The sequence below is a fragment of the Salinibacterium sp. NK8237 genome, assembly GCF_015864955.1.
Lineage (GTDB): Bacteria > Actinomycetota > Actinomycetes > Actinomycetales > Microbacteriaceae > Rhodoglobus.
This window is the reverse complement of sequence record NZ_JADYWE010000001.1, coordinates 1,184,724-1,209,697: the sequence shown is the minus strand read 5'-3', so window position 1 is coordinate 1,209,697 and position 24,974 is coordinate 1,184,724. Positions and strand designations below refer to the sequence as shown.

Sequence of the window (24,974 nt, the reverse complement as noted above, 5' to 3'; positions counted from 1 at the left end):
CGTGATTGTGGGGATCGGTGTGGATGTCGTCGACATCGCCCGCTTCGAGCGTGCTCTGCAGCGCACACCGACCCTCACATCGCGCCTGTTCTCTGAGAGCGAACAGCTCAAGGATGGCAAACCTCGTCCGCTGCGCTCGCTAGCAGGGCGTTTTGCCGCGAAAGAAGCACTCATCAAGGCGCTCGGCGACTCAGCTGGAGTGACCTGGCACGACATGCGGGTGGTTTCTGACCAGCTCGGCAATCCTTCGCTTGAGCTCCACAATTCGACCAAAGCCATTGCCGAACGTCGCGGAATAACCTCGGTGCACCTGTCGATGAGTCACGACGCCGGAATCGCGATCGCCTATGTCATCGCGGAGGCACACCTTGGCTGATCTTCGACTCGCCACCATCAACACGGCGGCCATCATTCACAACATCAAAACCCTGCGGGCGCTCGTCGCACCGGTGCAGGTAATGGCTGTTGTCAAAGCCAACGGCTATGGCCACGGTGCTATCGAAAGCGCGCGGGCAGCACTCGCGGGAGGCGCCGACTGGCTCGGCGTCGCCGACCTGACCGAGGCGTTTGCGCTGCGCGGCGCCGGCATCGATGCTCCGCTGCTGGCGTGGTTGCACCAGCCGGGGGCAGTTTTTGGCGAAGCGGTGCGCGCGGATATCGACCTCGGCGTGAGCAGCACGGAGCAGCTGCATGAGGTTGCCGCGACATCCGATACTGCGTTCGTCCACTTGAAAGTCGATACAGGGCTGCACCGCAACGGCGCTTTCTTGGAAGAGTGGCACCAGTTCTTCGAGGCAGCGGTTGTTCACGAGCTCGCGGGTCGCATTCGCGTGCGGGGTCTGTGGAGCCACCTCGCCAACGCGGGGGCCGAGCACGACGCTGACCAGATCGAGCAATTCTCGGCCGCCGTCGCCATGGCCGAGTCGGTAGGGCTCCGCCCCGAGCTGCGCCACCTTGCGGCGTCAGAGGGCGCGATCAAACATCCTTCTGCCCGTTTCGATCTCGTTCGCGTGGGCATCAGCAGTTATGGGCTGTCGCCCGCCGACGATGTGGATGCTGCGGCACTCGGTCTTGTGCCCGCCATGACCCTCAGCGCTCCTGTCGTGTCGGTGAAGCGCGTTACTGCCGGTTCTGGGGTCTCCTACGGGTACGCCTACCGCTGCGAGCAAGACACCACGCTCGCGCTCGTGCCGCTCGGCTACGGTGATGGGGTTCCCCGTCATGCGTCAAACCGTGGACCGGTTTCTATCAATGGTGTCGTTGGTCGAGTCGCGGGTCGCGTCGCGATGGATCAAATTGTGGTCGATATGGGAAATGCGAACGTTGCCGTCGGCGATCGGGCAGTCCTTTTCGGCGACCCAGCACAGTCGGTGCCGACCGCGGATGACTGGGCGGCCGCCGCTGACACCATCAACTACGAAATTGTGACCCGCATCGGTTCCCGTGTAACCCGCAGGTACGAGTCGTGACCGCGCTAACAGTCGATTCTCCCGACCGCATGGCCGAGTTGGGCGCCGTCATCGCCGCGCAACTTGTGGCGGGCGATCTGGTGATGCTCAATGGCGAACTCGGTGCCGGAAAGACCACGCTGACGCGCGCGATCGGGGAGACTCTCCGCATTCGTGGCACGGTCACGAGCCCCACGTTCGTTCTGGCACGCACGCATCCCAGGCTCGACGACTCTGGCGCAGAACTCTCGCAGGTGGAGGCACCACCGCTCGTTCACGTCGACGCGTATCGTCTCGGTAGCGCCGTAGAGCTCGACGACCTCGACATCGACTTTGAGTCATCCATTGTGGTTGTCGAATGGGGCGCCGGTTTACTCGACGGAGTGAGCGAGAGTTGGCTTACGGTCGATATCGTGCGCCCTGTGGGTGCCGGGGCGGCAGATGAGGATCCCGATTCAGACGGCGACAGTGCCTCCATCGATCACACCGACGATTTCGCCGAAGAAGCAATCGAACCACGCACCGTCACCGTGACCGGAAACGGCCCGAGATGGGCAGACATGGAGTGGCTCAATGCTGTTAGCGATTGATACCTCGGCGGGCACGAGCGTCGCGATCGTCGACGCTCAGGGCGTGGTGAGAGCGGAACACAATTCTTCGGATACTCGCAAGCACGCCGAAGTCGTTGGCGGCTTCATCCGCGGTTGCCTGACTGACGCTGAGTGCGCTGTAACCGACCTGACCGGTGTCGTGGCCGGAATGGGCCCGGGCCCCTTTACTGGACTGCGGGTTGGCATTGTGGCGGCTCGGGCTTTTGCCTTTGGCGCTGGCCTTCCGTTGTTGCCTGTCGTGACGCATGATGCACTCGCGCTCGGAGAAACTGAACCGGTCGTCGTGGCGACCGATGCGCGTCGCAAGGAACTGTACTGGTCAACCTACGAGGGATCGGATGCCGCGGGGCTGCCCGTGCGCGTTGCCGGTCCGGCGCTCGCTCCCGCCGCCGAGCTCGCCGCTAGCGTCCCGAATTTCGAGCACTTTCACGTGAGGGACGCGGAGCCCGTGCACGCCTCGAACTTGGCACGCCTCGCATTCCTGCTGCGCGAACACCATCGTCCTTTTGCTGGCGAAGAGGCGCTCTACTTGCGCTCGCCAGACATCACCCTCTCCGCAGGATCGAAACGAGTAACCGCATGAGCTGGCAATTACGCCGCGCGACCGAAAGCGACCTCGACGCCATCATGGCCATTGAGGCCAGCGAGTTCGCAAACGATGCCTGGTCGAGTGACATGATGCGTGCCGAGATTCGCGACAACCACGGGTACTACGTGATCGCGCATCCGGTGGGGGAGCCCTCGGTGGTCACGGCGTACGCAGGATTGCGTTCGCCGTTCCGGTCGCCACAGGCTGACATCCAGACGATTGCTGTTTCTCCGGATGCTCGCCGCCAGGGAATCGGTCGTGCGCTGATGCACGCTCTTATGGTCGAAGCACGCGATCGTGGTGCGAGCGAACTGTTTCTTGAGGTGCGCGACGATAATCCCTCTGCGCAGCACCTGTATGATTCGCTCGGCTTCGAGCGAATTGCGGTGCGCCCGAACTACTACCAACCGGATGGGGTTGATGCGATCGTGATGCGACTCACTATTCCCGAACCCAAGCTTTCTCCCGCGGTGGGTGCCTGATGTCTAATCCAGCTCCGAATCCAGCTTCAGCAGTGGCAAGCTCAGCCCTCTCAGGTCAGCTTCCTGCCAACACCACGAATCCCCTCGTGCTCGGCATCGAGACGAGCTGTGACGAGACCGGAATCGGTATCGTTCGCGGCAACCAATTGTTGGCCAATGTGATCTCGTCGTCGATGGAGGAGCACGCTCGCTACGGGGGAGTGGTTCCCGAGGTTGCGGCGCGTGCCCACCTCGAGGCGATGCAACCGGCGCTCGAACAGGCGCTCGCTGAAGCCGGCGTTGAATTGTCTGAGCTGGATGCCATTGCCGTCACGAGCGGCCCGGGGCTTGCGGGCGCGCTGATGGTCGGAGTCGCAGCGGCCAAGGCGCTCGCTGTGGCCACGGGCAAGCCCTTGTATGCGGTCAATCACTTGGTTGGTCACGTCGGTGCCGATGTCTTGCGCGATGATGGCACTGAGATTGAGCTTCCGACGATCGCGCTGTTGGTGTCTGGCGGCCATACGTCGCTGCTCGAAGTGCGTGACCTGGTCTCTGATGTTGAGCTGCTTGGCGAGACGATCGACGATGCTGCGGGCGAGGCTTTCGACAAGGTCGCGCGCTTGCTCGGCTTGCCGTATCCCGGTGGGCCCCAGATCGACCGGGTCGCGGTGGGCGGCGACCCCAAGGCGATTCGTTTTCCGCGCGGACTCACGCACGCCAAAGACGCCGACCGTCACCGCTACGACTTTTCGTTCTCGGGTCTCAAAACCTCGGTCGCCCGCTGGGTTGAGCGTGAGCAAGACGCGGGTACCGATTTTTCCATTGCGGATGTCGCAGCAAGTTTCCGTGAGGCAGTCGTGGATGTTCTCCTCACCAAGGCGGTCGCAGCCTGCGTCGATCGCGGGGTGCCCCGTCTCCTGCTCGGGGGCGGTGTCGTAGCGAATGCTCGCGTTCGCGAACTCGCCGCGGAGCGTTGTGCGCAGGCGGGGATTGAATTGCGCATCCCGCCGTTGTCACTGTGTACCGACAACGGAGCGATGATTGCGGCACTGGGCGCCCAATTGATTATGGCGAGCAAAGAGCCGTCAACTTTGGGCTTCAGCGCTGATTCCACGCTCCCCGTCACTCAAATTCAGGCGTGACGCAGTCGTAAAATCTGACTGACCTGCGTTGACAGGCATCTTTCAGGCTGAGAATATAGGGGCGCCGGTTTCGGCATCATCATCTAAGGAGCTCGTCGACATGTCAGAACCCACGCCTTACGCCGCATCGCCAGCAGGCGCGCCGGTTGCCAAATGGAACGTCCTTTCGATCATCTCCCTCGTGACGTCGGTCTTCGGCCTCAGCCTCGTGGGAATCATTCTTGGACACATCAGCCTGAGCCAGATCAAGAAGACGGGTGAGCAGGGCAACGTGCTCGCCATCATCGGCCTCATCCTCGGATACATTGGCTTCGTGATCGGTAGCTTGTTCGTAGTCGGCTTCATCATCGCCCTCAGTGCGGGAACCTCCTACTAAGCAACAACGCTCGAAAAGGGTCCGCACGCGAGTGCGGGCCCTTTTCTGTTGCTTCACACTTGCTAAAGTGTGCGCATGGCTACCAACAATTCAGACGACTCAATTCCGTCGATCTCCACGCCCAGCGCGTCCTCAACCTCCGGCGAGCCCCTGGCGAAAGCCACCCCCTCGGCCAAGAAGCCCGCAGCGAAGAAGTCGCCTGCCGCCAAGTCGACCACCGCATCCGAATCGACTTCTGCGGCCAAGGTAACCGCCGGGCCCAAGGTCAGTGCAACAAAAAGCACTACAGCCAAGCCCGCAACCGCTAAGGCCACAACAACGAAGGCTACGGCGACGAAGGCCGCCACCGCTAAGTCGACGACGGCCAAGGCTGCCACTACGAAAGCTGCAGCAACGAAGGCCGCAGCAGCTAAGACGACCGCGGCCACTGCTGCAGCGGCTAAGACTGCCAAGGCGAATGAAACGGCTGCGCCCGCGGCTGTGGCAGCGACCACGAGCAGCACGGCATCAAGTGTCCCGCCGGTGCCGCCAGCACCCAAGGCCACCCAGACGGCCCCCGCAGCGAGCGACGCCGTGAGCGCAGCTTCGCCCGGGGTAACACCACCCGCTGCAGCGGCGCCCACAGCGCCGACTGCCGCCGCCAATGACCCCTACTCTGCCCCGAGCGGCACCCCGATTCCTGGCTATGCAGGCGGCTCCACCCCAGGTCAGGCGCCATACACGCCAGTCGCTGCCGGCCTGCCACAGGGGCTATCGATCGCCTCGATGGTTACCGGAATCGTGGGTGTCCTGTTGACCTTTGTCGGCATGGGATTTCTGCCTGCTGTAGCAGCCGTAGTTCTCGGGCATCTAGCGCAAAAGAAGCAGAAGTATGCCCGGCCGTTCTGGCTAACCGGTCTCATCACGGGTTATGTCGGAGTCGGGTTGAGCATCATCGTTGGGCTCGTTATCGCAGCGGTATTCTTTCTGCCGTTCATGATCATGGGCGGAAACGAATACCGCTACTAGTCGCCACTATCCGCTGAGCCTCTCGCCCACTCGTTGAGGCGAGATGCTCGGCATTAGCGTGCAGCAGGCGTGACGCGCTGCGCAAGCAGCGCGCGGCGCTTGCCAGCAACGCGCGTCAGAATCAGGGTCGCGCTGTTTTCGCCCTTGAGCGAGAGCGACGTTCTAAAAGCCGCGGGGTCGATATCGACCCCGCGCTTTTTGATTTCTAGAGTGCCGATCTTGCGCGCCGCTAATTCCTTCTTCAGTGAACGCTTGTCGAGAGTGAAATCTTCGACGATCTCAAAGCAGGCTGCGAAAGGTGACGCGACGGCGGCATCCGCGCTGAAGTAGGCGATAGACGTGTCGAGCATGCGACCGTTCAGTTGCCGCGCGAGATCACCGATGAGGCGAGCACGGATGACGGCACCGTCGGGCTCGTAAAGAAACTGCCCGAGCTCTCCCGCTGGTTCGTCCACGCTGTCGGCCGCGGCGGTGAGCTCAGCAGTACCGTGGTCCCCGATCACGAGGGCTGCGCGCCGGATGCCCGGGCGGGCAACGGTCCCGAACCACAGTCCGAGCTCGACAACTTCGCGCCCGACTGAAATCCACTGTGCTTCTGCGGTGTCGGGAATGAGGTCTCGGTCGATTCCGGGGCCGAGTTTGATGCCGGTCGGGTAACGCTCGGCAAGACCGAACGCAAAGTCGAGGGATGGTGTCCAGTCGGCCGGATTGGTGAGGCGAACCCGGGCATCGCGGCGGGCGGGATCCAGATAAACCCCGTCAATGCCGGTGAGGTCAGCAGATTCAGCATCGCCGTGCACGACTTGGGCATTGCTCCAGGGTGCGAGGTTGAAGCTTGCGAGCGCGGCGGTGGTTTCGTCTCGTTCGACCGCGGTGACATTGATGTCAAGAGCTGCGATGGCGAGAGCATCCGCTCCGATGCCGCAGCCGAGGTCTGCCACCCATTTCACGCCGGCTTTGGAGAATCGTCCGGCGTGCTGGGCGGCAACAGAAAGGCGAGTTGCTTGTTCGAGGCCGGCCTCGGTGAAGAGCATTCGGTCGGCAAACGGACCGAACTTGCTGGCAGCTTTCGCTCGAAGCTTGGATTGGCTGAGCACTGCGGCGACCAATGCGGGGCTGTGCCCAGCCTTGCGAAGCTCGGCGACAGTACGCACGATCTCGTCGCTCGAGTGCCACGTCGGTAGCGAGTCCAACAGGCGAAGGCCCTCGGCTGAAAGTAGCTCGCGCAATTCGCTCTGATTCATTCTCTAACCGTATCCGCATCCGTATTGGCACTCACGTTGATCGAGTGCCAACCAAGCCGTATAGTTGATCTGGCACTCCCGTACGGAGTGTGCCAGCCCAAGCACTTTAGAAAGAGGTCAAACGTGTCGGTGTCCATTAAGCCGCTCGAGGATCGCATTGTTATCAAGCAGGTCGATGCAGAACAGACCACCGCGTCTGGGCTCGTCATTCCTGACACTGCGAAAGAGAAGCCCCAAGAGGGTGAAGTAGTCGCCGTAGGTCCCGGTCGCATTGACGACAACGGAAACCGCGTGCCGCTTGACATCGCAGTTGGTGACAAGGTCATCTACTCCAAGTACGGCGGAACCGAGGTGAAGTACGGCGGAGAAGACCTTCTCGTACTTTCGGCTCGCGACGTTCTCGCTGTCATCGTTCGCTAAGTAGTCTCTCGCTCACGCGAAACTAACTTTCTCGTCTCCCGTTCGCGGTGAGGCGTTTCGAAAGCCCAGGGCCTCGGCTCTGGGCTTTCGTCGTTCCTGGTGGCTTTCACAGACAGCATCCGACCCTAGGATTTAGTTGTGACCTCCACTTCTTCGGCGACTGATCGCGTTTCGCCCAGCGGCCTCGGCTTCGCTGTTTCTGCTTATGTTTTGTGGGGCGCGATGCCGATCGTGTTCTTCTCGCTCAAAGAGTCGGGAGCGATCGAGATCGTTGCCTGGCGCATCGTGTTGTCTCTCGTGTTCTGTGCCGCCCTTCTGGTGGTTACGCGGGGATACACCCGGGTCATGGCTATTGTTCGCGATCGTCGCACCTTCTGGATGCTGGGCTTGGGCGGTGCCTTCGTCGTCGTCAACTGGCTCATTTACGTTTATGCGAGCCTCAACGGCCACATTGTTGAGGCAGCGCTCGGCTATTTCACGAATCCGATTGTCACGGTGCTGCTCGGAGTCGTTGTGTTGCGTGAGCGACTTCGCCCGCTGCAATGGGTGGCCCTAGCGATTAGTGCGCTCGCCGTTCTCGTCTTGGCGATCGGGTACGGCCGGTTTCCGTGGATCGCGTTGGGCCTTGCGTTCAGTTTCGGTCTCTATGGGCTCGTAAAGAAAAGCGTGGGTCCCAAGGCGGATGCCGTGGGCGGCCTTGCCGTTGAGACCGCGTTTCTGACGCCGCTAGCGATTGTGGTGTTGCTTGTGCTTGCGGCCAATGGGCAGCTCGCTGCGGGTACTGCGGGGCCGGGACATCTCACTTTGACACTCTTCTTGGGTGCTATCACGGCGATCCCGTTGATCTTGTTTGCGGCGGCAGCTCGTCGGCTGCCCCTCACCTATATGGGTTTGGCGCAGTATTTGGCGCCCATTCTTCAACTCATGGTGGGCGTTTTCGTGTTCCACGAGGCGATGCCTCCGGAGCGCTGGCTTGGTTTCGCCATCGTGTGGGTGGCGCTCGCCATCCTTACGTATGATCTGTTCCGCCACTCTTCTCGCACGCGGCTTGGTTCGCCTGCGGAGGCACCGGGCGCACCGTAGTATTCCTGTGAAGGTGCTCGATCGCCCGAGATCGCTCCACCGTGAGAGGTAAGTCCATGACGAGGTTTCGCACGACTCGCGGTGTGATCGCAGCGGCAATGGTTGCTGTGGCTCTCGCAGCATGCAGTTCTCCGGAACCGACTCAAACGCCGGTCATTGCATCGACTCCCACCGCCACGCCTTCGCCTGAGTCAACACCGACCGGTGATGGCGTTCTTCGCGTGGGAACAATTTTTCCCACCAGCGGCACTTTTTCTTTCTTGGCTGCAGCGCAGAAGGCTGGGGTCGCAGCAGCGGTGAAAGAGATCAACGCCGCTGGCGGCGTGAACGGTGAGCCGGTTGAGATCGAAGCGGTCGACTCGGGCGATGCCTCGGGCACGAAATTGGAGTCGAATTTCAAGACTCTGGTGTCGAAGGAAGTCGATGTCGTGATCGGTCCGTCGTCATCCGCCCTGGCGCAGCGCGCAATACCGTTGGCGATGGATGCGAAGATTCCCCTTATTTCACCGGCAGCGACGCTGTCGAGCCTCGATGATGTTTTTGACGACGGCTATTTTTTCCGCACCATCCCTGCGTATGATCAGCAGGGTTTCGCGCTGGCTGAGGCCTTGACCGGTGGTGACACGACTCCGAAAATTGCGTTCATTTATATTGACGATGCGCAGGGTGTTGCATTGCACGACACGTTCGTTGAGGCACTCGCCGAGCACGACATAGAGCTCGTGTCAGACGACATTTTTGAGAGCTCGACAACGAAATTCGACACCATCGTCGCCAACCTTGAGAACGCTGATCCTGACTATGTGGTGATCGGTTCGACGTATGACGCTGAGAAAGCGACCAAAGCGGCAATCGAGGAGATCGTTGATGCGGGCTTCAAGGGTTCGAAACTCTGGCTCACGTCGCTCAACACTGGAGACTATTCGCAAGCATTCGACAAGGGGACTTTGACGGGTGTTCGCGGAGTGATCGAAGGTGCACAGCCATCGAAGACGCTCATTGCGGCGCTCAAGGACACCAACTCGAAGCTGACAACGTATGCCTACGCGGCCGAAGCCTACGATGCCACCATGCTCGCGGCTCTCGCCGCCATTGTCGCTAACGATGACGCGGGGCAAGCGATTGCGGATTCCCTCTACGACGTCTCGAAGAGTGGTGTGAAGTGTCTAAGTTTTGACGAGTGCCTCGAAGTGCTTAAGACGACAAACGACATTGATTACGACGGCGTTTCTGGCACCGTCAATTTCACCCCCGGGGGCAATATAGAGCCCGCTTTTTGGGGCTTCTACACTTACGACAGCGAGAATAGGTTCGCCTATAAGAGTGGTTCAACCGTCGGCTAGGTGATGTGCCGCCCGGATTGGGGGCACATTTTTGACTATAAACGGCTCGCCCTGAGTTCCCGTTTTCAGGATTGGCCAGTACCGTAACAATGCTGCTCTGTGTTCTGGGCGGTAGATAGGAGCGACTGTGATGACATCCATGTCCCGTGGATCACGCGTGTCGCTGCGAACCCGGCACGGGTTCACGGCAGTTGCAGGCGTTCTTGCTGCGGTTCTTGTATTGAGCGGATGCTCGACAGCAGAACCCGTGGAAGAACCCATTTCACCCAAAGATTTGACTCTCACGGTTGGCGCACTTGTGCCCGAGTCGGGATCGCTCGACAAGTTCGGCCCGGCAGTAGCTGCAGCGATCGCGCTAGCCGCTCAAGATGTCAACGACGCTGACGCCAGCCTCACGGTGAACATCGAGTCGCGTGACTCGGGTGACTCGACAGATACGACGGCCGAGGACGCGGTGACGGAGTTGCTTGAGGCCCGCGCGACAGTGATTATCGGTGGGCTATCCAACGGCATTTCGAAGAAGGTTATTGACCAGATCACCGGAGCGGGGGTTGTCGAGATCTCGCCAGCAAACGACTCGCCTGACTTCTCCAATTATGGGGACGATGGACTGTACTGGCGCACTTCGCCATCGTGCGCCCTTGAAGGCGCTGCACTCGGGAAAGAGATGGCCGAACGCGTCGGTGATGGATCGATTGCGATCCTCAATGAGGACACTCTGTGTGAGCCTCTGTTGCCTCGTGCTTTGAGCGAAGCGTTCCTGCGCGGTGGCGGTGAGCTTCTTTCTCAGGAGTTGATCGATGAGGATGCCACCGACCTCGATGAGCAAATTGAGCGGGCAATTGCTGCTGAGCCGGATGCCGTAGCGATCGTGGGCTCCAAGCGGGCCGAGAAGATTGCCAAGGCGTTCATTGCTGCCGGTTACTCCGGCGACCAGCTCTTCTTTTCTGGACTATCTCTCGGTGATCGTGACTCGGGATTTGCTGACGGCAGCCTGACGGGATCCATCGTCACACAGCCAGGGCTCGACATCTCGACAATCTCGGATTTCACTGATCGCCTGCTCGAAATCAATCCCGACCTCAAAGACTTCAGCTACGCGGCTGAGAGCTATGACGCTGTGATTTTGGCGAGCTTGGCCGCGCTGGCGTCGCAGACGATTTCAGGCGAAGGCATTGCGAGCAAGCTCCAGGAGGTGTCCGGCGGCAGCGGCGATGGTGAAGTTGCCACCACATTTGCGGATGCAGCGAAGATTGTGCTCGCCGGAGGCACCGTAGATTACGACGGTGTTTCAGGCCCGATAACCCTCAATGACAATGGTGATCCACAGGGCGCGGTCATTGGGATTTACCAGTACGGTAGCGACAACGTGTACACCCGGATTAACTGAGAAACACCTATGTTTCTCAAAGTCTACGAATGGTAACGATTCCCAAGAGCGTTACAAGGCTGTAGTACAGACGTATTGTGCGGATGTGCCGGGTGGGCATAGCTTGACAGTGTGGCGACACGGTAGTGCCACATTTGATTCCTGAACACATTCGAAACGCAAGGAGCAACATGAGCGTATTCGCGAAGGCTACGGCCTCCCCATCACGGTCCAAGCGGACCCTGTTGAGCGGTCTCGCAATCGTCGGTGCAAGCGCACTGGTATTGGCCGGCTGTGCAACTGACAGTGATGACACCTCCACTGGATCCGACGGTGGCGAACTGTCGCTGAAGCTTGGAACGGCACTGCCCGTAACCGGTAACCTCGCATTCCTCGGCCCGCCCGAGATTGCAGGAACCGAGTACGCAGCGTCAGAGATCAACGCAGCTGATGCTGGCATCACGGTCGACCTTATTCAGGGCGACTCCGGTGACACCGACAACAAGGCATACGAGACTGAAATCCCTCGCCTGCTCGGTGAAGATGTTTCTGCAATTCTTGGTGCAGCATCCTCGGGTGTTTCGCTTCAGTTCATTGACCAGGTTGTTGGCGCTGGCGTAATCCAGTTCTCGCCAGCAAACACCTCGGCTGACTTCACCACGTACGACGACAAGGGCCTGTACTTCCGTACGGCTCCGTCCGACGTACTTCAGGGTGAGGTTCTCGGTAACCTGATCGCTGCCGATGGTCACGAAACTCTCGGCATGATCGTTCTCAATGACTCCTACGGAACCGGTCTCGCCGGCTACACGCAGGAAGCATTCGAAGCAGCCGGTGGCGAAGTTGTGGCACAGCCCACCTACAACACGGGTGACACCACGTTCGACGCTCAGATCTCCGAAGTTCTTGCTGCGGACCCTGACGCCATTGCACTGATCACCTTCGAAGAAGTTTCGACCATGCTTCCGAGCATCGTCAGCAGCTTCCCGGCAGAGAACCTCTACTTTGTAGATGGCAACCTCGCCAACTTCGGTGATGAGTTCGCTGAAGGCACCCTCACCGGTGCTAAGGGAACCCTCCCCGGCCTCAGCGTAGACACGATCGCGGACTTCACGACCGCTCTCAACGAGTTCTACGTCGAGTCGGGTCAGCCTGAACTCGAAGAGTTCAGCTACGCAGCAGAGTCCTTCGACTCTGTAATCCTCCTTGCTCTCGCATCGCTTGCCGCCGGTTCCACGGATTCCGCTGACATTGCTGCGAAGCTTCAGGAAGTATCGGGTGGTTCGGGCGACGGCGAAAAGTGCACGACTTTCGCTGACTGTGCAGAGATCATCAATGGCGGCGGAACTGCTGACTATGACGGCGTCTCTGGTCCGATCACCTTCGATGACCTCGGTGACCCCACCGAAGCGACGATCGGTGTCTACCAGTACGGTGACGACAACACCTACAGCGCTTACTAAATCTCTGCGAGAGTCACTCTCACTGAGAACGTAAGTTAGCTCAGAGAAAGGCCCCAACCCCTCCAAGGGTTGGGGCCTTTTTCGCGCGCCAGGCGGTGCTGAATAGCTCTGAAACGGTTTCAGGGAAACCAACCTGGCGTGAACAATCCTGAAACAGCGTCAGAAGCCGTCGTACGGGAGCGAAGGAGGGCTCGCGGACATCAACCCGCTCCGGCCCGTGAAAGAGGCTTAGGGGCTCGCCTGACGCAAATCAGCCACACGGGGACTCTCCAACGTGCGCCGCGAGGCATCTCGGAGCGCACAAACACTGATGCCCCGTCCGGACGAATCCGGGCGGGGCATCAGGTGAAGCGGAGTGCTGGTGGCTACGTGCCGAGGGTGCCGAGGTAGAGGCCAATAACCTTGGGGTCGTTCAGTAGCTCGCGCCCGGTGCCTTCGTAGGCATCGTGGCCTTGGTCAAGAACGTAGCCGCGGTCACAAATTTGCAGGCAACGACGTGCGTTCTGCTCAACCATGATCGTGGTTACGCCGGCCTTGTTGATCTCCGATACGCGGATGAATGCCTCATCCTGCTTCACCGGCGAGAGTCCAGCGGACGGCTCGTCGAGAAGAAGAACGTGGGGGTCCATCATGAGTGCTCGAGACATGGCGACCATTTGGCGCTCACCACCCGAGAGCGAACCCGCGCGCTGCTTGAGGCGCGACTTCAACTCGGCGAAAATGCCGGTCACAAATTCGAGACGCTCATCGTAGATCTTGGGGTTTTGGTACAGCCCCATCTGAAGGTTCTCTTCGATCGTCAGGCTCGGGAACACGTTGTTGTTTTGCGGAACAAAACCAACACCGCGCGCTACAAGCTTGTTTGCTTTGAGCCCGGTGATGTTGTCACCGTTGAGGGTGATCGATCCGCCGCGCACTTGCACCTGGCCGAAGATTGCCTTGAGTAGGGTCGACTTGCCGGCACCGTTAGGACCAATAATTCCGATCAGTTCACCCGGGTTAGCGACCAAATTGCAGTCGTTGAGGATGTCGACGCCGGGTAGATACCCTGCGGTCAGGTCCTTGACGTGGACGACCGCATTCTCGGTAGGGATTGCGTTCACTTGCCGGTCTCCTTGCGGTTAGCGATGTTCTCGTCGAGGTGTTTGACCTCCGCGGCGAGTTCGATCGCTTCAGTGTTGAGTTCGCCTTCGATGCGGCCCGTGACGATTCCCAGGTCGACATCTTGATGCGAACCGAGGTACGCATCGATGACGGCTTGGTTCTTCATGACCTCGTCAGGGGGACCTTCAGCAACGACCTGACCTTCAGCCATCACGATCACCCAGTCGGCGATGTGACGCACCATGTGCATGTCGTGCTCGACAAACAGCACCGTCATGCCCTCTTCCTTCAGGTCGAGGATGTGGTCGAGCAGCGACTGAGTCAACGCGGGGTTAACACCGGCCATGGGCTCATCCAGCATCACCAGCGTCGGCTGGCTCATGAGGGCGCGAGCCATCTCGAGCAGCTTGCGCTGACCACCGGAAAGGCTGGCGGCGAAGTCAGACGACTTGGTGTCGAGTTTGAATTTCTTGAGCAGAACGATTGCGCGCTCTTCGATCTCGGCTTCTTGCTTGCGCCAGAGGCTGGGGATCATCGCGCGGAAAATGTTCTCCCCGATCTGATCCTTGGCACCGAGTTTCATGTTCTCAAGAACCGTCAAGAGCCCGAGGGCCTTCGTCAGCTGGAACGTGCGCACCTGGCCGAGGCCGGCCACTTTGTGCGCGCCCATTCCGGCGAGCGAGTGCCCATCGAAAGTCCACTTGCCTTCGTCAGGCTTGTCGAAGCCGGTCAGAAGGTTGAACAGCGTCGTCTTACCGGCACCGTTCGGACCAATCAATGCGGTAATCGCATTGCGGGGGATCTCAACGTGGTCGACGTTCACCGCGGTGAGACCACCGAATGTTCGACGAATTCCGTCGGCGATGATGATCGGGTCGACCTTGGCAACACCAGGAACGATGTCGCCTTTGTGGAGCCCGGTTGTCTTTGCTCGCTGCACCGGCGCAGCCGATGCGTCATTACTTGACAAAGGTCAGCTCCTTCTTGTTGCCGAGGATGCCCTGCGGTCGATAGATCACGAGCAACATCAGCGCCACACCCACAAGGATGAAACGCACTGTCTGCGACTGCGTCGTGGTCATGAACGGCAAGAGACCGATGTTGACCATGGCGGGAAGAAGGTTGCTCAGGAGGGTTTGCACACCCCAGAAGATCACCGAACCGATAATCGGTCCGAAGATCGTTGCAGCTCCACCGAGCAGCAACGCGGTATAGACGAAAAACGTGAGCGACGTGACGTACACACCGGGGTTCACCGAGGCCGGGAGGGCATAAATGATTCCACCCATGGCACCGAAGACACCACCGAGCATGAGCGACTGCAACTTGTAGGAGAACACGTTCTTACCGAGGGCGCGCACGGCATCCTCGTCTTCACGGATTCCCTTGATCACTCGGCCCCACGGGCTGCGCATGACAGCCCAGAGGATGAAGGCAGCAAGCGCCAGAATCGTGATTCCGAAGATACGAACCCACCAACCGTTGGCGTTGTACTCCCACGGGCCGAAGCCGTAGGTGCCATCGGGAATCGGGTTGAACGCACGGAAGCTCTCGTGGTATCCGCTCAGTCCATCGGCAGAGCCGGTGTACTTGTCGAACGTCGTGGTCAGGAACAACAGACGCACAACCTCGGCGGCCGCAATGGTCACGATGGCGAGATAGTCACCGCGCAGTCGCAGGGTAGGAATACCGAGGATCAGGGCGAAGACAAGCGAGCCACCGACACCGACGAGCATGCCGCCCCACCACGGAAAACCGAAGGTGAGGATCGAGATTGCGTAGCCATAGGCGCCGATCGCCATGAAGGCGGCCATACCCATGTTGAGCAAGCCGGTGAATCCGAAGTGCATGGCAAGTCCGAGCGCCGCAAGGGCGTACCCGATCGTTGCCGGTGCAATCAGTGATGACCCGGTGTTGGAGAGAATTTGCAGAATATCCATGAGCGGCCCCTAACCTATTCTCTCTTTGCGACCCAAGATGCCTTGTGGTCTGAACAACAAGACGATGATGAGCACGCCGAGCGCGCCCACATACTTCAGGTCGGATGGGATGAAGAGGCTAGACGTCTCAACAAGAACGCCGACGATGATCGAGCCGACAAGTGCACCGAATGCTGTTCCGAGTCCACCCAGGGTGACTGCGGCGAAGACGAGCAGCAGAATCTGCGCACCCATATCCCAACGGATGCCCGGGCGGAAGTAGGCCCAGAGAACACCGGCAAGACCGGCCATGGCTGCAGCGAGGATCCAAACCACACGGACGACCTGGTCGACGTCGATTCCGGATGCCGCTGCCAACGACGGGTTGTCAGAGACGGCGCGAGTTGCCTTACCGATCTTGGTCTTGACGAGCCACCACGCGAAGATCACGATCACGACGATGCTGATGACCATGCTGATCATGTTGGTCTGGCTGAGCGATACCGATCCGAAGAGCGGGATATCGGGGGAGTCTGAGCCGGGCAGCTGCTCGGTTCCGCCTCCGCGGAAGTACTGGAACGTGTAGCGCAGTGCCAGCGACAGACCGATTGAGACGATCATGAGCTGCACGATACCGACGCCCTTCTTGCGCAGCGGTTTCCAAAGCGCGGCATCGAGTGACCACCCGAAGCCGGCACTGAGGAGTACGGCGAGCGGTATCGCAATCCAGACAGGCCAACCGAGGTCGACCGACACTATGAGCGCCATCACCGCACCAAAGGTCACCATTTCTGCGTGCGCAAAGTTCGAGAGCCCGGTAGTTCCGTAGACGAGGGAGATGCCGATGGCAGCGAGGCCGAGCATCAGGCCGAAGTTCACGCCGTTGACGATACGTTCAACGAACTGGTCGAAGAAGCTCGTGACGTTGCGTTCACCGCGGCCGATAAAGAAGTTCATGACGGTCGAGCCACTCGGGCCGATCATCGCCTCTTTAACGTTAGGAGTGTCGTCGTCGCCTACCTCGTCGATTACAGCAATGCCCTCGGGCAGAGTGTCTTCGTTGAGAGTGACAGTGAATTCGTCACCGTCAGGCACTCCGACTTTCCAACGACCGTCAGCATCCGTGGCTACTTCAACCTCGTAGCCGCCGCCAGAGACGGTGAGAAGCACACCCTCTAGTGCCACGCTTTCAAGCTTGACGTTACCGATGATGCTGTTGTCGTATTCGTCGACGTTAACCTCGTCGGCCATAGCAGGCATGGCCATCAGAGAGAAGGCGGCAGAAAGTGCAACGATGAGTGCTACAAGCACTCCTCGTCTATTTTTCCGTCGCGTGCGGCGATAATCCGCTGTGTTCACAGGACCTCCAGGAAGGGACCCAGCCGGAATCAAGAATCCCACCGGGTTCTGACGTGCCGACGGCAATGACGACACCGGCCGATTGCGGTCCGACATACAAATGCTTGTCGGGTACAAAGCGGTGAAGCCATTATGCGGGGGAATGTTCTAGCAGGAAACCCGTTAATATTGATTGGCCGGAGATTTAACACAATTCACCGGTTTCGCGCTCCTGCCGTAAGGAAGATTTAACATGGAACAGCCAGACCCCTTCGGCTTCGTCGGCCTCACCTATGACGACGTAATGCTTTTGCCCGGTCACACCGACGTAATTCCAAGCGATGCTGACACCAGTTCACGTCTTACCCGCAGAATCCGCGTGTCTTCGCCGCTTATCTCGTCGGCCATGGACACGGTCACCGAGGCCCGGATGGCGATTGCCATGGCCCGCAATGGTGGTCTGGGAGTGCTTCACCGCAACCTTTCCATCGACGATCAAGCGGCTTATGTTGACAAGGTCAAGCGCAGCGAATCGGGAATGATTACCAATCCGGTAACAACTACGCAACAGGCCACTGTTGCGGAAGTTGACGCGTTGTGCGGTCAGTTCCGTGTGTCGGGTTTGCCCGTTATTGAAGAAGACGGAACGCTCGTGGGCATCATCACGAACCGCGACATGCGATTCATTGAGCCCGAAGATATGGACTCCGTGCTGGTGCGCGACGTTATGACGACGTCTCCTCTCATTACTGCTCCGGTGGGCATCGACCGCGAGGGCGCAATTGCTCTCTTGAACAAGCACAAGATCGAGAAGCTGCCCCTCGTAGACGACGCAGGCAAGCTCAGCGGACTCATTACGGTCAAAGACTTCGAGAAGACTGACCAGTATCCCAACGCCACGAAAGACGAAGAAGGCCGACTGCGCGTAGGAGCGGCAATCGGATTCTTCGGTGACGCGTGGGAGCGCGCCGAACGTTTGCGTGACGCCGGCGTTGACCTCATCGTCGTCGACACCGCCAACGGTGAATCCGCTGGCGTCATCGACATCGTTCGTCGCCTCAAGGCCGACTCTTCGTTTGACGGAATCGACATCATTGGCGGCAACGTTGCAACACGTGCCGGTGCTCAAGCCCTCATCGATGCCGGAGTGGATGCGGTCAAGGTTGGCGTTGGTCCCGGCTCGATCTGCACGACCCGCGTCGTTGCTGGTGTCGGAGTGCCGCAGGTGACCGCAGTGTACGAAGCGTCACTCGCCGCTCGCGAGGCCGGAATCCCGGTTATCGCCGACGGTGGCTTGCAGTTCTCCGGTGACATCGCCAAGGCACTCGTTGCCGGTGCTGAGACTGTGATGCTTGGTTCGCTGCTCGCCGGAACCGACGAGAGCCCCGGCGACCTCATCTTCCTCAACGGCAAGCAGTTCAAGAGCTACCGCGGAATGGGATCGCTCGGCGCCATGCAGACGCGTGGCAAGAAGACCTCGTACTCCCGAGACCGCTACTTCCAGGCTGACGTGCCGTCGGACGACCAGCTCATCCCCGAGGGCATCGAGGGCCAGGTTCCCTATCGCGGTCCCGTCTCCACGGTCATGTACCAGTTGCTCGGTGGCCTGCGCCAGTCGATGTTTTACACGGGAGCTCGCACCATTGAGGAGCTCCAGCAAAAGGGCAAGTTTGTGCGGATCACCGCCGCAGGCTTGAAGGAATCGCACCCCCACGACATCCAGATGGTCGTTGAGGCACCGAACTACCGCCGCTAGAAACTAAGCGAACCCGGGCGTTGCGCCACGGATTCGCCGGCTAAATACGCAGAAGGCCTGCTGGAGCAATTGCTTCCAGCAGGCCTTTCGCGTGGGGGAGGGCGTCGAGAGTGCTCCGCTAGGCGGACACGTCGCGGCGGTTGAAGACGAACCCACCCAGAACGAGCATGACGGCAGAAATTCCGAAGATGAGCCCGAGGGCACCCCAGTCGGCGCCCTCGCTCAGCGGAGAGTTGCCGAACGCCCAGTAGTACGGCGAGAGGTTGTGGAGCCATTCGACATCGGCGCTTTGGTTGCCAAGCGAGTTGAGAATGTACCCGAGCAGGGAGATTCCGGCTGCTGCCGCAGAGGCAAAACTGCGACGGCCGGTGATGGCGCCGACAGCGAGACCGAAGCTGGCCGCGAGAACTCCCACACCGAACAGTGCCGCGCATCCGCCGATCACATGGGCAGGCTCAAGGTCGATCCCAGAAGAGTCGTTGAGCGCGAGAATCAGCAGCGCCGAAACGATGCTCAACCACAGCAGGCGCAGGATTACTCCAAGGCTTCGCTCGGCCATAATCTGCACACGGGAAACCCCATGGGCGAGAGTGAGCTCGAGCGAACCCGACTCCTCATCGCCCGCGATCGCCGCCGAGCTCCACAGAGTGGCGGCAATCGTGAAGAGCACGAACCCGATGAGGCCAAGGTACGTCGCCTGCACGTAGCCGGCGCCGCTGGCGAGATCTTGGAAGCCAAGAGTGCTCGCGAGTCCATCCGGCAGCGAAGCAATGATGTCCTCGAAGCCAGCGTTGTCTCCCGAGAACGAGGAATACAGCGGCACATAGAGAAAAATCGCTCCCGTGACGCCGGCCGTCCAGCCGAGTAGTCCTCGCCACGAGTCGGCAAGGTTGCGCCGAGTGAGGGGCAGAAAGCTCCCGGTCATGTTCTGACTCATTTGTTTGCCTCATTCGAATAGAGGTCGATAACCGACGATTCGAGGTCTTGCTCTTCAACCCGCAGGTCGACCACGTGGAAGGGGGCGATCGCCTTGACGAGGGCGTCGATGTGTCCCTCGACCGTGCCGTTGACCTGAATCACCTCGCCATCAGCGACGGTGAGGTTGTCGAGTTGCGGCAGGGCAAGCAGGGCGGTGCGGATGTCGTCGGCTGCGGCATCCGTGAAGTCAATGACAACGCGGCGGATGGCGCTCGCGCGCAGGCTGGCAACATCGCCCACTTTCACCACGGCACCGTTGCGGAGCACCGCAACCTGATCGGCAGCGTTCTGGATCTCGCTCAAGACGTGAGAGCTGAGGAACACTGTCTGACCATTGTGTTGGGCTTCGCGCACCATCGAGAGGAACTCTTGCTGCACAAGAGGATCGAGACCGCTCGTCGGTTCGTCGAGCACCAGCAGTTTCGGCTCATGCATGAACGCCTGCACGAGGCCGAGCTTTTGTTTGTTGCCCTTGGAGAGGGTGCGCACGTGGCGGGTGAGGTCGAGCCCTAATCGCTCAGCGAGCGAATCGATGCGGCCGGACGCTACAGTCCCGCTGATTTCGGCGTAGTGCTTGAGCAGCGAACGGCCAGTGACGCGGCCCTCGAGGAGGAGTTCGCCCGGCAGGAATCCGATGTCACGGCGCAGTGCAGCACCGCCGGTGATGGGGGACTGGCCGAGCACGGTGGCACTGCCCGAGGTGGGGCGAATGATGTCGAGCAGCAGCCGCATCGCGGTCGTCTTGCCGGCACCGTTTGGACCGATCATGCCGAACACGCTGCCGGTTTCCACGGCGAGATCCAAGCCGTCGAGGGCAGTGTTTTTGCCGTAACGCTTGGTGAGCGCCTGAGTTTCAATGGCGTAAGTCATGGGTGGGGCCGGAGCCCGGTCCTTCCTGGGAGGGAATCGTCGAAGGGGTGTAGATGCCGTGGGTGTAGAGCTCGAGGGCGGCGTTGCCCATGCGGCTGAGGCTGTCGAGACTGAGTTGGCTGCTGCCGAGACTGCGGGCGATGTGGCTTTGCAGAGTGAGGGTCGACAGGCTGTGGGTAACGAAGAGCACGGCGCGGGCGTGCTCGTCGGCGCTGGGCATGATGGCTCCGCTCGCCACTCCTTCGGCGAGCATGGTGTGGGACATGGCGACGAGGCGGTCGAACAGGTCTGCCCCCGCAACAGAGTCGTCGGTGAAGAGGCGGCCCAGGTAGATAAGCCAGGGCTCGAAGGTGGGCAGGTCGGCATACCACTCGCTCACTGCCGCGCTCACGTCTCCCTCGCCCATCCCGACCTTGCGGTGGGTGACCTCGGTGATGATGAAATCGTCACACGCGGCCTTGAGCTCCCGCATGCTTCCAAAGTGGTGGATGACAAGGCCAGCACTCACTCCGGCTTCAGTGGCGACGGCGCGGGCGCTTGTCGCGGCAAACCCGTTCTGCCCGATGAGCTGAATCGCGGCGTCGCGGATGCGAGCCTTAGTGGTGGAGTCATCCAATCTTGAACGCATGTTTAATAAACTAAACGCTTGTTCAATAGGTGTCAACCGTGCGCTTACCAGCCGCTGTTCCACTAAATGGGCGGCTCCCCGCAGCAACGGTGTCTCACAATCGCTGGCCGGGTAGTCTTGACAGGTGAATGATTTCGAGATTGGCCGCGCCAAGCGCGCTCGCCGCGTCTACTCCTTTGATGACATCGCTATCGTGCCGTCGCGCCGTACGCGTGACCCTCGTGATGTGTCGGTGAGCTGGACGATTGACGCCTACACGTTCGACATCCCCGTGATCGCAGCCCCCATGGACTCCGTGGTGTCGCCGGCGACCGCGATCGCGATGGGAAAGCTCGGCGGCCTCGGTGTTCTCGACCTCGAAGGTCTCTGGACTCGCTACGAAAACCCCGAACCCGTTCTCGAAGAAATCCGTTCGCTGCCCGCCGACCAGGCGACCGCGCGCATGCAACAGCTGTACGCCGAGCCGATCAAGCCCGAACTCGTCACGCAGCGTCTCGCGGAAATCCGGGAAGCCGGAGTGCCCGTTGCCGGCGCCCTGAGCCCGCAGCGCACTCAAGAGCTGTACCAAACGGTGGTTGATGCCGGAGTCGACCTGTTCGTCATCCGTGGCACGACCGTGAGTGCCGAGCACGTCTCCAAGACGACTGAGCCGCTCAACCTCAAGGAGTTCATCTATGAACTCGACGTTCCCGTGATCGTGGGAGGCGCCGCAACCTACACCGCGGCTCTGCACCTCATGCGCACCGGCGCCGCTGGCGTACTCGTGGGATTCGGGGGCGGAGCCTCCAGCACCACGCGCACTGCCCTCGGCATCCACGCTCCCATGGCAACGGCTGTTGCCGATGTTGCCGGCGCTCGCCGCGACTACATGGACGAGTCGGGCGGCCGCTACGTGCACGTGATCGCCGATGGTGGCCTAGGCACCAGTGGCGACATCGTCAAAGCAATCTCTGTTGGTGCGGATGCCGTCATGCTGGGCACCGCTCTCGCTCGCGCCACCGAAGCGCCCGGTGGTGGTTACCACTGGGGTCAAGAAGCGCACCACTCCGAGCTTCCTCGCGGAAACCGCGTTGAGGTCGGCCAACTCGCGCCACTCGCCGAGATTCTCAACGGACCATCGTCACACCCCAACGGCCAGTCGAACCTCATCGGTGCGCTGCGTCGCTCGATGGCCACCACCGGCTACTCCGACCTCAAGGAATTCCAACGGGTCGATGTGGTCGTAGCCCCCTACAACCCGCTGTAACTAAACCGACACTGACGTCATAAGGCGCTGGAGGAAAACAATGGTCAAGCCCCGATCGAGTGAACCGATAGCACCGCTGAGTGCTGAAAATCGTGCGGCTGCGATTGCCGCCTTACGCGACACCGAGCTCGATATCTTGGTGATCGGTGGCGGCATCGTCGGCACCGGAAGCGCCTTGGATGCCGTGACGCGCGGCCTCAACGTCGGCATGCTTGAGGCGCGAGACTGGGCTTCGGGCACATCGAGCCGGTCCTCGAAGCTCGTGCATGGCGGCATCCGCTATCTGGAACAGCTCGATTTCCGACTCGTGCGCGAGGCACTCAAGGAACGCGGCCTGCTCTTGCAGCGGCTTGCTCCTCATCTCGTGAAGCCCGTGCGCTTTCTCTACCCCGTAACCAAGCCGGTCTTTGAGCGCCTATATATCGGTGCGGGAATGTTGCTCTATGACCTTCTTAGTTATACCGGCGGTCGACCGCCAGGAGTGCCTCATCACCGCCACTTGACGCGTGGTCAGATGCTGCGGGCGGCACCGAGTTTGCGAGGCGATGCCTTCCGCGGTGGCCTCACCTACTACGACGCTCAAGTTGACGATGCTCGCTATGTTTCTACTCTTGCGCGCACCGCGAGCTATTACGGTGCTCACGTGGCCAACCGAGTTCGAGTCGAGGACTTCGTCAAGGTTGGCGAGCGAGTCGTCGGCGTGATCGCTCACGATCTTGAAACCGGCGAGAAATTCGAGATTCGTGCCAAGCAGGTTGTCAACGCGACCGGTGTCTGGACCGACGACACTCAGTCGATGGTCGGCACTCGTGGTCAGTTCAAGGTGCGAGCGTCCAAGGGCGTGCACCTTGTGGTGCCGCGTGATCGCTTCCAGTCGAAGCTCGGATTGCTGCTGCGCACCGAGAAGAGCGTGTTGTTTGTGATTCCGTGGGGTCGTCATTGGCTCATTGGAACTACGGATACCGATTGGGATCTCGACAAAGCTCATCCCGCAGCCACCGCAGCCGATATCGACTATCTGCTGGCCCACGTCAACAAAGTGCTGGCTGTTCCCCTGACCCGCGACGACGTCGAGGGTGTCTACGCGGGCCTTCGGCCGCTGCTGGCGGGCGAGTCAGATCTCACGTCGAAGCTCAGCCGTGAGCACATCGTCACGCACAGCGTTCCCGGTCTTGTGGTCGTCGCGGGCGGCAAGTGGACGACCTATCGCATCATGGCGAAGGATGCCGTGGATGCCGCCGTCGCCGCGCTCGATGGCAAGATCTCGCCCAGTATTACCGAAGACGTCGCATTACTCGGAGCAGAGGGCTACCGAGCCGCGTGGAACAAGCGTGCCGCCCTCGCGCGCGTTTACGGGGTGCACAAGTCGCGGGTCGAGCACCTGCTCAACCGTTACGGAGTTCTCGCCACCGAGGTGCTCGAGCTCGTGCGCGAGACGCCGAGCCTGGCCGAAGCACTTCCCGGCGCGGACGACTACATCGTGGCAGAGGTTGTCTACGCCACTAGCGCCGAAGGGGCGCTGCATCTCGACGATGTTTTGGCGCGACGCACTCGCATATCGATTGAGGCATGGGACCGCGGAGTGTCCGCTGCTCCGGTCGCGGCGGGGCTCATGGCCAGTGTGCTTGGCTGGGATGACGCCCGAACGGCCACTGAAGTCGAGCGTTATCTAGAGCGAGTCGAAGCAGAACGCGCCAGCCAGAAGCAGCCTGACGACGAGTCGGCTGACAGGGTTCGCCTCGCGGCACCAGATATCGTTAGCGAGTGAGTACGAGCAATTCCCCTTTAAGTAAGTCGGTCCCCGACACTGAGCCGGCGACTATGTGGGAAATCGCTCGACGCCCGCGCTGGATCGGTGCCCTCGTCTTGGCTCTCGCTATCGCCGCCAGCTTCGCGGCGCTTGGCCAGTGGCAACTCAGCCGCAGCCTCGAGGGTGGCGAAATCACCGAGCAGCAAAGCGAAACAGCAGTCGAACTCGATTCGGTGGCTACTGCTCAAGAGCCGCTGTCATACCTCACGACGGGGCAAACGGTCTCGCTCACGGCAGAGCTGATTGCGGGCGACTACGTCATCCTCTCCGACCGCAGCAACGACAGCGAAGGCATGGGCTACTGGGTCGTCGCTCATGGAGTTGAACCGAGTGGTGCGAGTATCGCCATCGCGTTGGGCTGGGCCGAGTCGGCGGATGCTGCGGCATCCGCTATCGCAGATTTGGACACGATGACGGGCCCGGTGACGCTGACCGGACGGCTGCTGCCGACCGAGTCACCGCAGCAGTCGGACTTCGAAGAGGGCGAGCGCAGCGCTCTGGCGGTTTCCGAACTCGTGAACCTCTGGGCAGAAGTTCCGGCGGGAACCTACGGCGGCTACGTCGTCAGTTTCGAACCCCCGGCTGGCTTGATCGCGATTGACGCTCCGCCCCCGTCGACGGAGATTTCCCTCAACTTGCTCAACGTGTTTTACGCCGTGGAATGGGTTGTGTTTGCCGGGTTCGCAGTTTTCCTCTGGTTCCGCCTCGTGCGGGATGTCTGGGAAGAGGAGCGCGAAGCTCTCACCACTGACACGGCCGTAGACTAGA

25 protein-coding genes are annotated in these 24,974 nt (G+C 60.5%); 17 read left to right on the top strand and 8 right to left on the bottom strand.

The window, feature by feature from the left end; translation table 11 throughout:
* Position 1 precedes the first annotated feature (1 nt).
* From I6E56_RS05850 to I6E56_RS05815, 8 genes are all read left to right on the top strand, one after another.
* Positions 2-376, top strand: coding sequence for a holo-ACP synthase (locus tag I6E56_RS05850; protein ID WP_197136677.1), 375 nt, complete (start codon positions 2-4; stop codon positions 374-376).
* The gene (gene alr / locus I6E56_RS05845) at positions 348-1,469 is read left to right on the top strand and encodes an alanine racemase (RefSeq protein WP_197136675.1); all 1,122 of its coding nucleotides are present in this window, start codon (positions 348-350) and stop codon (positions 1,467-1,469) included. Before I6E56_RS05850 ends, alr begins: the two co-directional genes overlap by 29 nt.
* Complete coding sequence (gene tsaE, locus I6E56_RS05840; RefSeq protein WP_307842788.1) at positions 1,466-2,038, top strand: tRNA (adenosine(37)-N6)-threonylcarbamoyltransferase complex ATPase subunit type 1 TsaE; 573 nt, start codon at positions 1,466-1,468, stop codon at positions 2,036-2,038. The genes alr and tsaE overlap by 4 nt, the downstream gene beginning before the upstream one ends.
* Entirely contained in the window at positions 2,022-2,642 is a 621-nt protein-coding gene (tsaB, locus tag I6E56_RS05835; RefSeq protein ID WP_197136673.1) for a tRNA (adenosine(37)-N6)-threonylcarbamoyltransferase complex dimerization subunit type 1 TsaB, read from the top strand. The genes tsaE and tsaB overlap by 17 nt, the downstream gene beginning before the upstream one ends.
* On the top strand, positions 2,639-3,130 hold the full coding sequence (gene rimI, locus I6E56_RS05830) for a ribosomal protein S18-alanine N-acetyltransferase (protein ID WP_197136670.1): 492 nt from the start codon (positions 2,639-2,641) through the stop codon (positions 3,128-3,130). The genes tsaB and rimI overlap by 4 nt, the downstream gene beginning before the upstream one ends.
* A 32-nt stretch (positions 3,131-3,162) precedes the next feature.
* Positions 3,163-4,251: a tRNA (adenosine(37)-N6)-threonylcarbamoyltransferase complex transferase subunit TsaD gene (tsaD, locus tag I6E56_RS05825; protein WP_307842787.1), complete on the top strand. Its 1,089-nt coding sequence runs from the start codon at positions 3,163-3,165 to the stop codon at positions 4,249-4,251.
* Positions 4,252-4,351: 100 nt separating this feature from the next.
* Positions 4,352-4,627, top strand: a complete 276-nt coding sequence (locus I6E56_RS05820) for a DUF4190 domain-containing protein (protein WP_197136668.1) — start codon at positions 4,352-4,354, stop codon at positions 4,625-4,627.
* Between the two features lie 75 nt (positions 4,628-4,702).
* Positions 4,703-5,635, top strand: a complete 933-nt coding sequence (locus tag I6E56_RS05815; RefSeq protein WP_197136666.1) for a hypothetical protein — start codon at positions 4,703-4,705, stop codon at positions 5,633-5,635.
* A gap of 53 nt (positions 5,636-5,688) precedes the next feature.
* Here I6E56_RS05815 and I6E56_RS05810 read toward each other — a convergent pair whose 3' ends face one another.
* A complete protein-coding gene (locus I6E56_RS05810) occupies positions 5,689-6,879 on the bottom strand; it encodes a class I SAM-dependent methyltransferase (protein ID WP_197136664.1) in 1,191 nt (396 codons plus the stop codon).
* Between the two features lie 123 nt (positions 6,880-7,002).
* Here I6E56_RS05810 and groES point away from each other — a divergent pair, with 123 nt between their 5' ends.
* The 5 genes from groES (at position 7,003) to I6E56_RS05785 (ending at position 12,557) form a co-directional block, all read left to right on the top strand.
* Entirely contained in the window at positions 7,003-7,299 is a 297-nt protein-coding gene (gene groES / locus I6E56_RS05805; protein ID WP_197123170.1) for a co-chaperone GroES, read from the top strand.
* 138 nt (positions 7,300-7,437) lie between these two features.
* On the top strand, positions 7,438-8,382 hold the full coding sequence (gene rarD, locus I6E56_RS05800; protein ID WP_197136662.1) for an EamA family transporter RarD: 945 nt from the start codon (positions 7,438-7,440) through the stop codon (positions 8,380-8,382).
* A gap of 56 nt (positions 8,383-8,438) precedes the next feature.
* The gene (locus I6E56_RS05795; protein ID WP_197136660.1) at positions 8,439-9,725 is read left to right on the top strand and encodes an ABC transporter substrate-binding protein; all 1,287 of its coding nucleotides are present in this window, start codon (positions 8,439-8,441) and stop codon (positions 9,723-9,725) included.
* A gap of 130 nt (positions 9,726-9,855) precedes the next feature.
* Positions 9,856-11,115 (top strand): ABC transporter substrate-binding protein, encoded by a 1,260-nt coding sequence (locus I6E56_RS05790; protein ID WP_197136658.1) that lies wholly within the window; start codon positions 9,856-9,858, stop codon positions 11,113-11,115.
* A 170-nt stretch (positions 11,116-11,285) separates the two neighbouring features.
* On the top strand, positions 11,286-12,557 hold the full coding sequence (locus I6E56_RS05785) for an ABC transporter substrate-binding protein (protein ID WP_197136656.1): 1,272 nt from the start codon (positions 11,286-11,288) through the stop codon (positions 12,555-12,557).
* Between the two features lie 365 nt (positions 12,558-12,922).
* Here I6E56_RS05785 and I6E56_RS05780 read toward each other — a convergent pair whose 3' ends face one another.
* From I6E56_RS05780 to I6E56_RS05765, 4 genes are read right to left on the bottom strand one after another with little or no spacing between them, the layout of a single operon-like run.
* A complete protein-coding gene (locus I6E56_RS05780) occupies positions 12,923-13,660 on the bottom strand; it encodes an ABC transporter ATP-binding protein (protein WP_197106410.1) in 738 nt (245 codons plus the stop codon).
* Entirely contained in the window at positions 13,657-14,601 is a 945-nt protein-coding gene (locus I6E56_RS05775; protein WP_374059100.1) for an ABC transporter ATP-binding protein, read from the bottom strand. Before I6E56_RS05775 ends, I6E56_RS05780 begins: the two co-directional genes overlap by 4 nt.
* Positions 14,602-14,620: 19 nt before the next feature.
* Complete coding sequence (locus I6E56_RS05770) at positions 14,621-15,601, bottom strand: branched-chain amino acid ABC transporter permease (protein WP_197136652.1); 981 nt, start codon at positions 15,599-15,601, stop codon at positions 14,621-14,623.
* Positions 15,602-15,610: 9 nt separating this feature from the next.
* Positions 15,611-16,891, bottom strand: coding sequence for a branched-chain amino acid ABC transporter permease (locus I6E56_RS05765; RefSeq protein ID WP_197136651.1), 1,281 nt, complete (start codon positions 16,889-16,891; stop codon positions 15,611-15,613).
* Between the two features lie 280 nt (positions 16,892-17,171).
* On the opposite strand from I6E56_RS05765, the gene guaB reads away from it, so the two are divergent.
* Positions 17,172-18,674, top strand: a complete 1,503-nt coding sequence (gene guaB / locus I6E56_RS05760; protein ID WP_197136650.1) for an IMP dehydrogenase — start codon at positions 17,172-17,174, stop codon at positions 18,672-18,674.
* Positions 18,675-18,792: 118 nt separating this feature from the next.
* Here the strand turns inward: guaB and I6E56_RS05755 are convergent, their stop codons facing one another.
* From I6E56_RS05755 to I6E56_RS05745, 3 genes are read right to left on the bottom strand one after another with little or no spacing between them, the layout of a single operon-like run.
* On the bottom strand, positions 18,793-19,611 hold the full coding sequence (locus I6E56_RS05755; protein ID WP_197136649.1) for an ABC transporter permease subunit: 819 nt from the start codon (positions 19,609-19,611) through the stop codon (positions 18,793-18,795).
* Positions 19,608-20,522, bottom strand: a complete 915-nt coding sequence (locus I6E56_RS05750; protein WP_197136648.1) for an ABC transporter ATP-binding protein — start codon at positions 20,520-20,522, stop codon at positions 19,608-19,610. Before I6E56_RS05750 ends, I6E56_RS05755 begins: the two co-directional genes overlap by 4 nt.
* Positions 20,506-21,138 (bottom strand): TetR family transcriptional regulator, encoded by a 633-nt coding sequence (locus tag I6E56_RS05745; RefSeq protein ID WP_231606254.1) that lies wholly within the window; start codon positions 21,136-21,138, stop codon positions 20,506-20,508. Before I6E56_RS05745 ends, I6E56_RS05750 begins: the two co-directional genes overlap by 17 nt.
* Before the next feature lie 136 nt (positions 21,139-21,274).
* Between I6E56_RS05745 and I6E56_RS05740 the strand changes: the two genes are divergently transcribed.
* The 3 genes from I6E56_RS05740 to I6E56_RS05730 are packed head-to-tail and all read left to right on the top strand — an operon-like array spanning position 21,275 to position 24,973.
* Positions 21,275-22,396: a GuaB3 family IMP dehydrogenase-related protein gene (locus I6E56_RS05740; protein WP_197123197.1), complete on the top strand. Its 1,122-nt coding sequence runs from the start codon at positions 21,275-21,277 to the stop codon at positions 22,394-22,396.
* Between the two features lie 40 nt (positions 22,397-22,436).
* Complete coding sequence (locus I6E56_RS05735) at positions 22,437-24,164, top strand: glycerol-3-phosphate dehydrogenase/oxidase (RefSeq protein WP_197136646.1); 1,728 nt, start codon at positions 22,437-22,439, stop codon at positions 24,162-24,164.
* Positions 24,161-24,973 (top strand): SURF1 family cytochrome oxidase biogenesis protein, encoded by an 813-nt coding sequence (locus I6E56_RS05730; protein ID WP_307842785.1) that lies wholly within the window; start codon positions 24,161-24,163, stop codon positions 24,971-24,973. Before I6E56_RS05735 ends, I6E56_RS05730 begins: the two co-directional genes overlap by 4 nt.
* Position 24,974 lies beyond the last annotated feature (1 nt).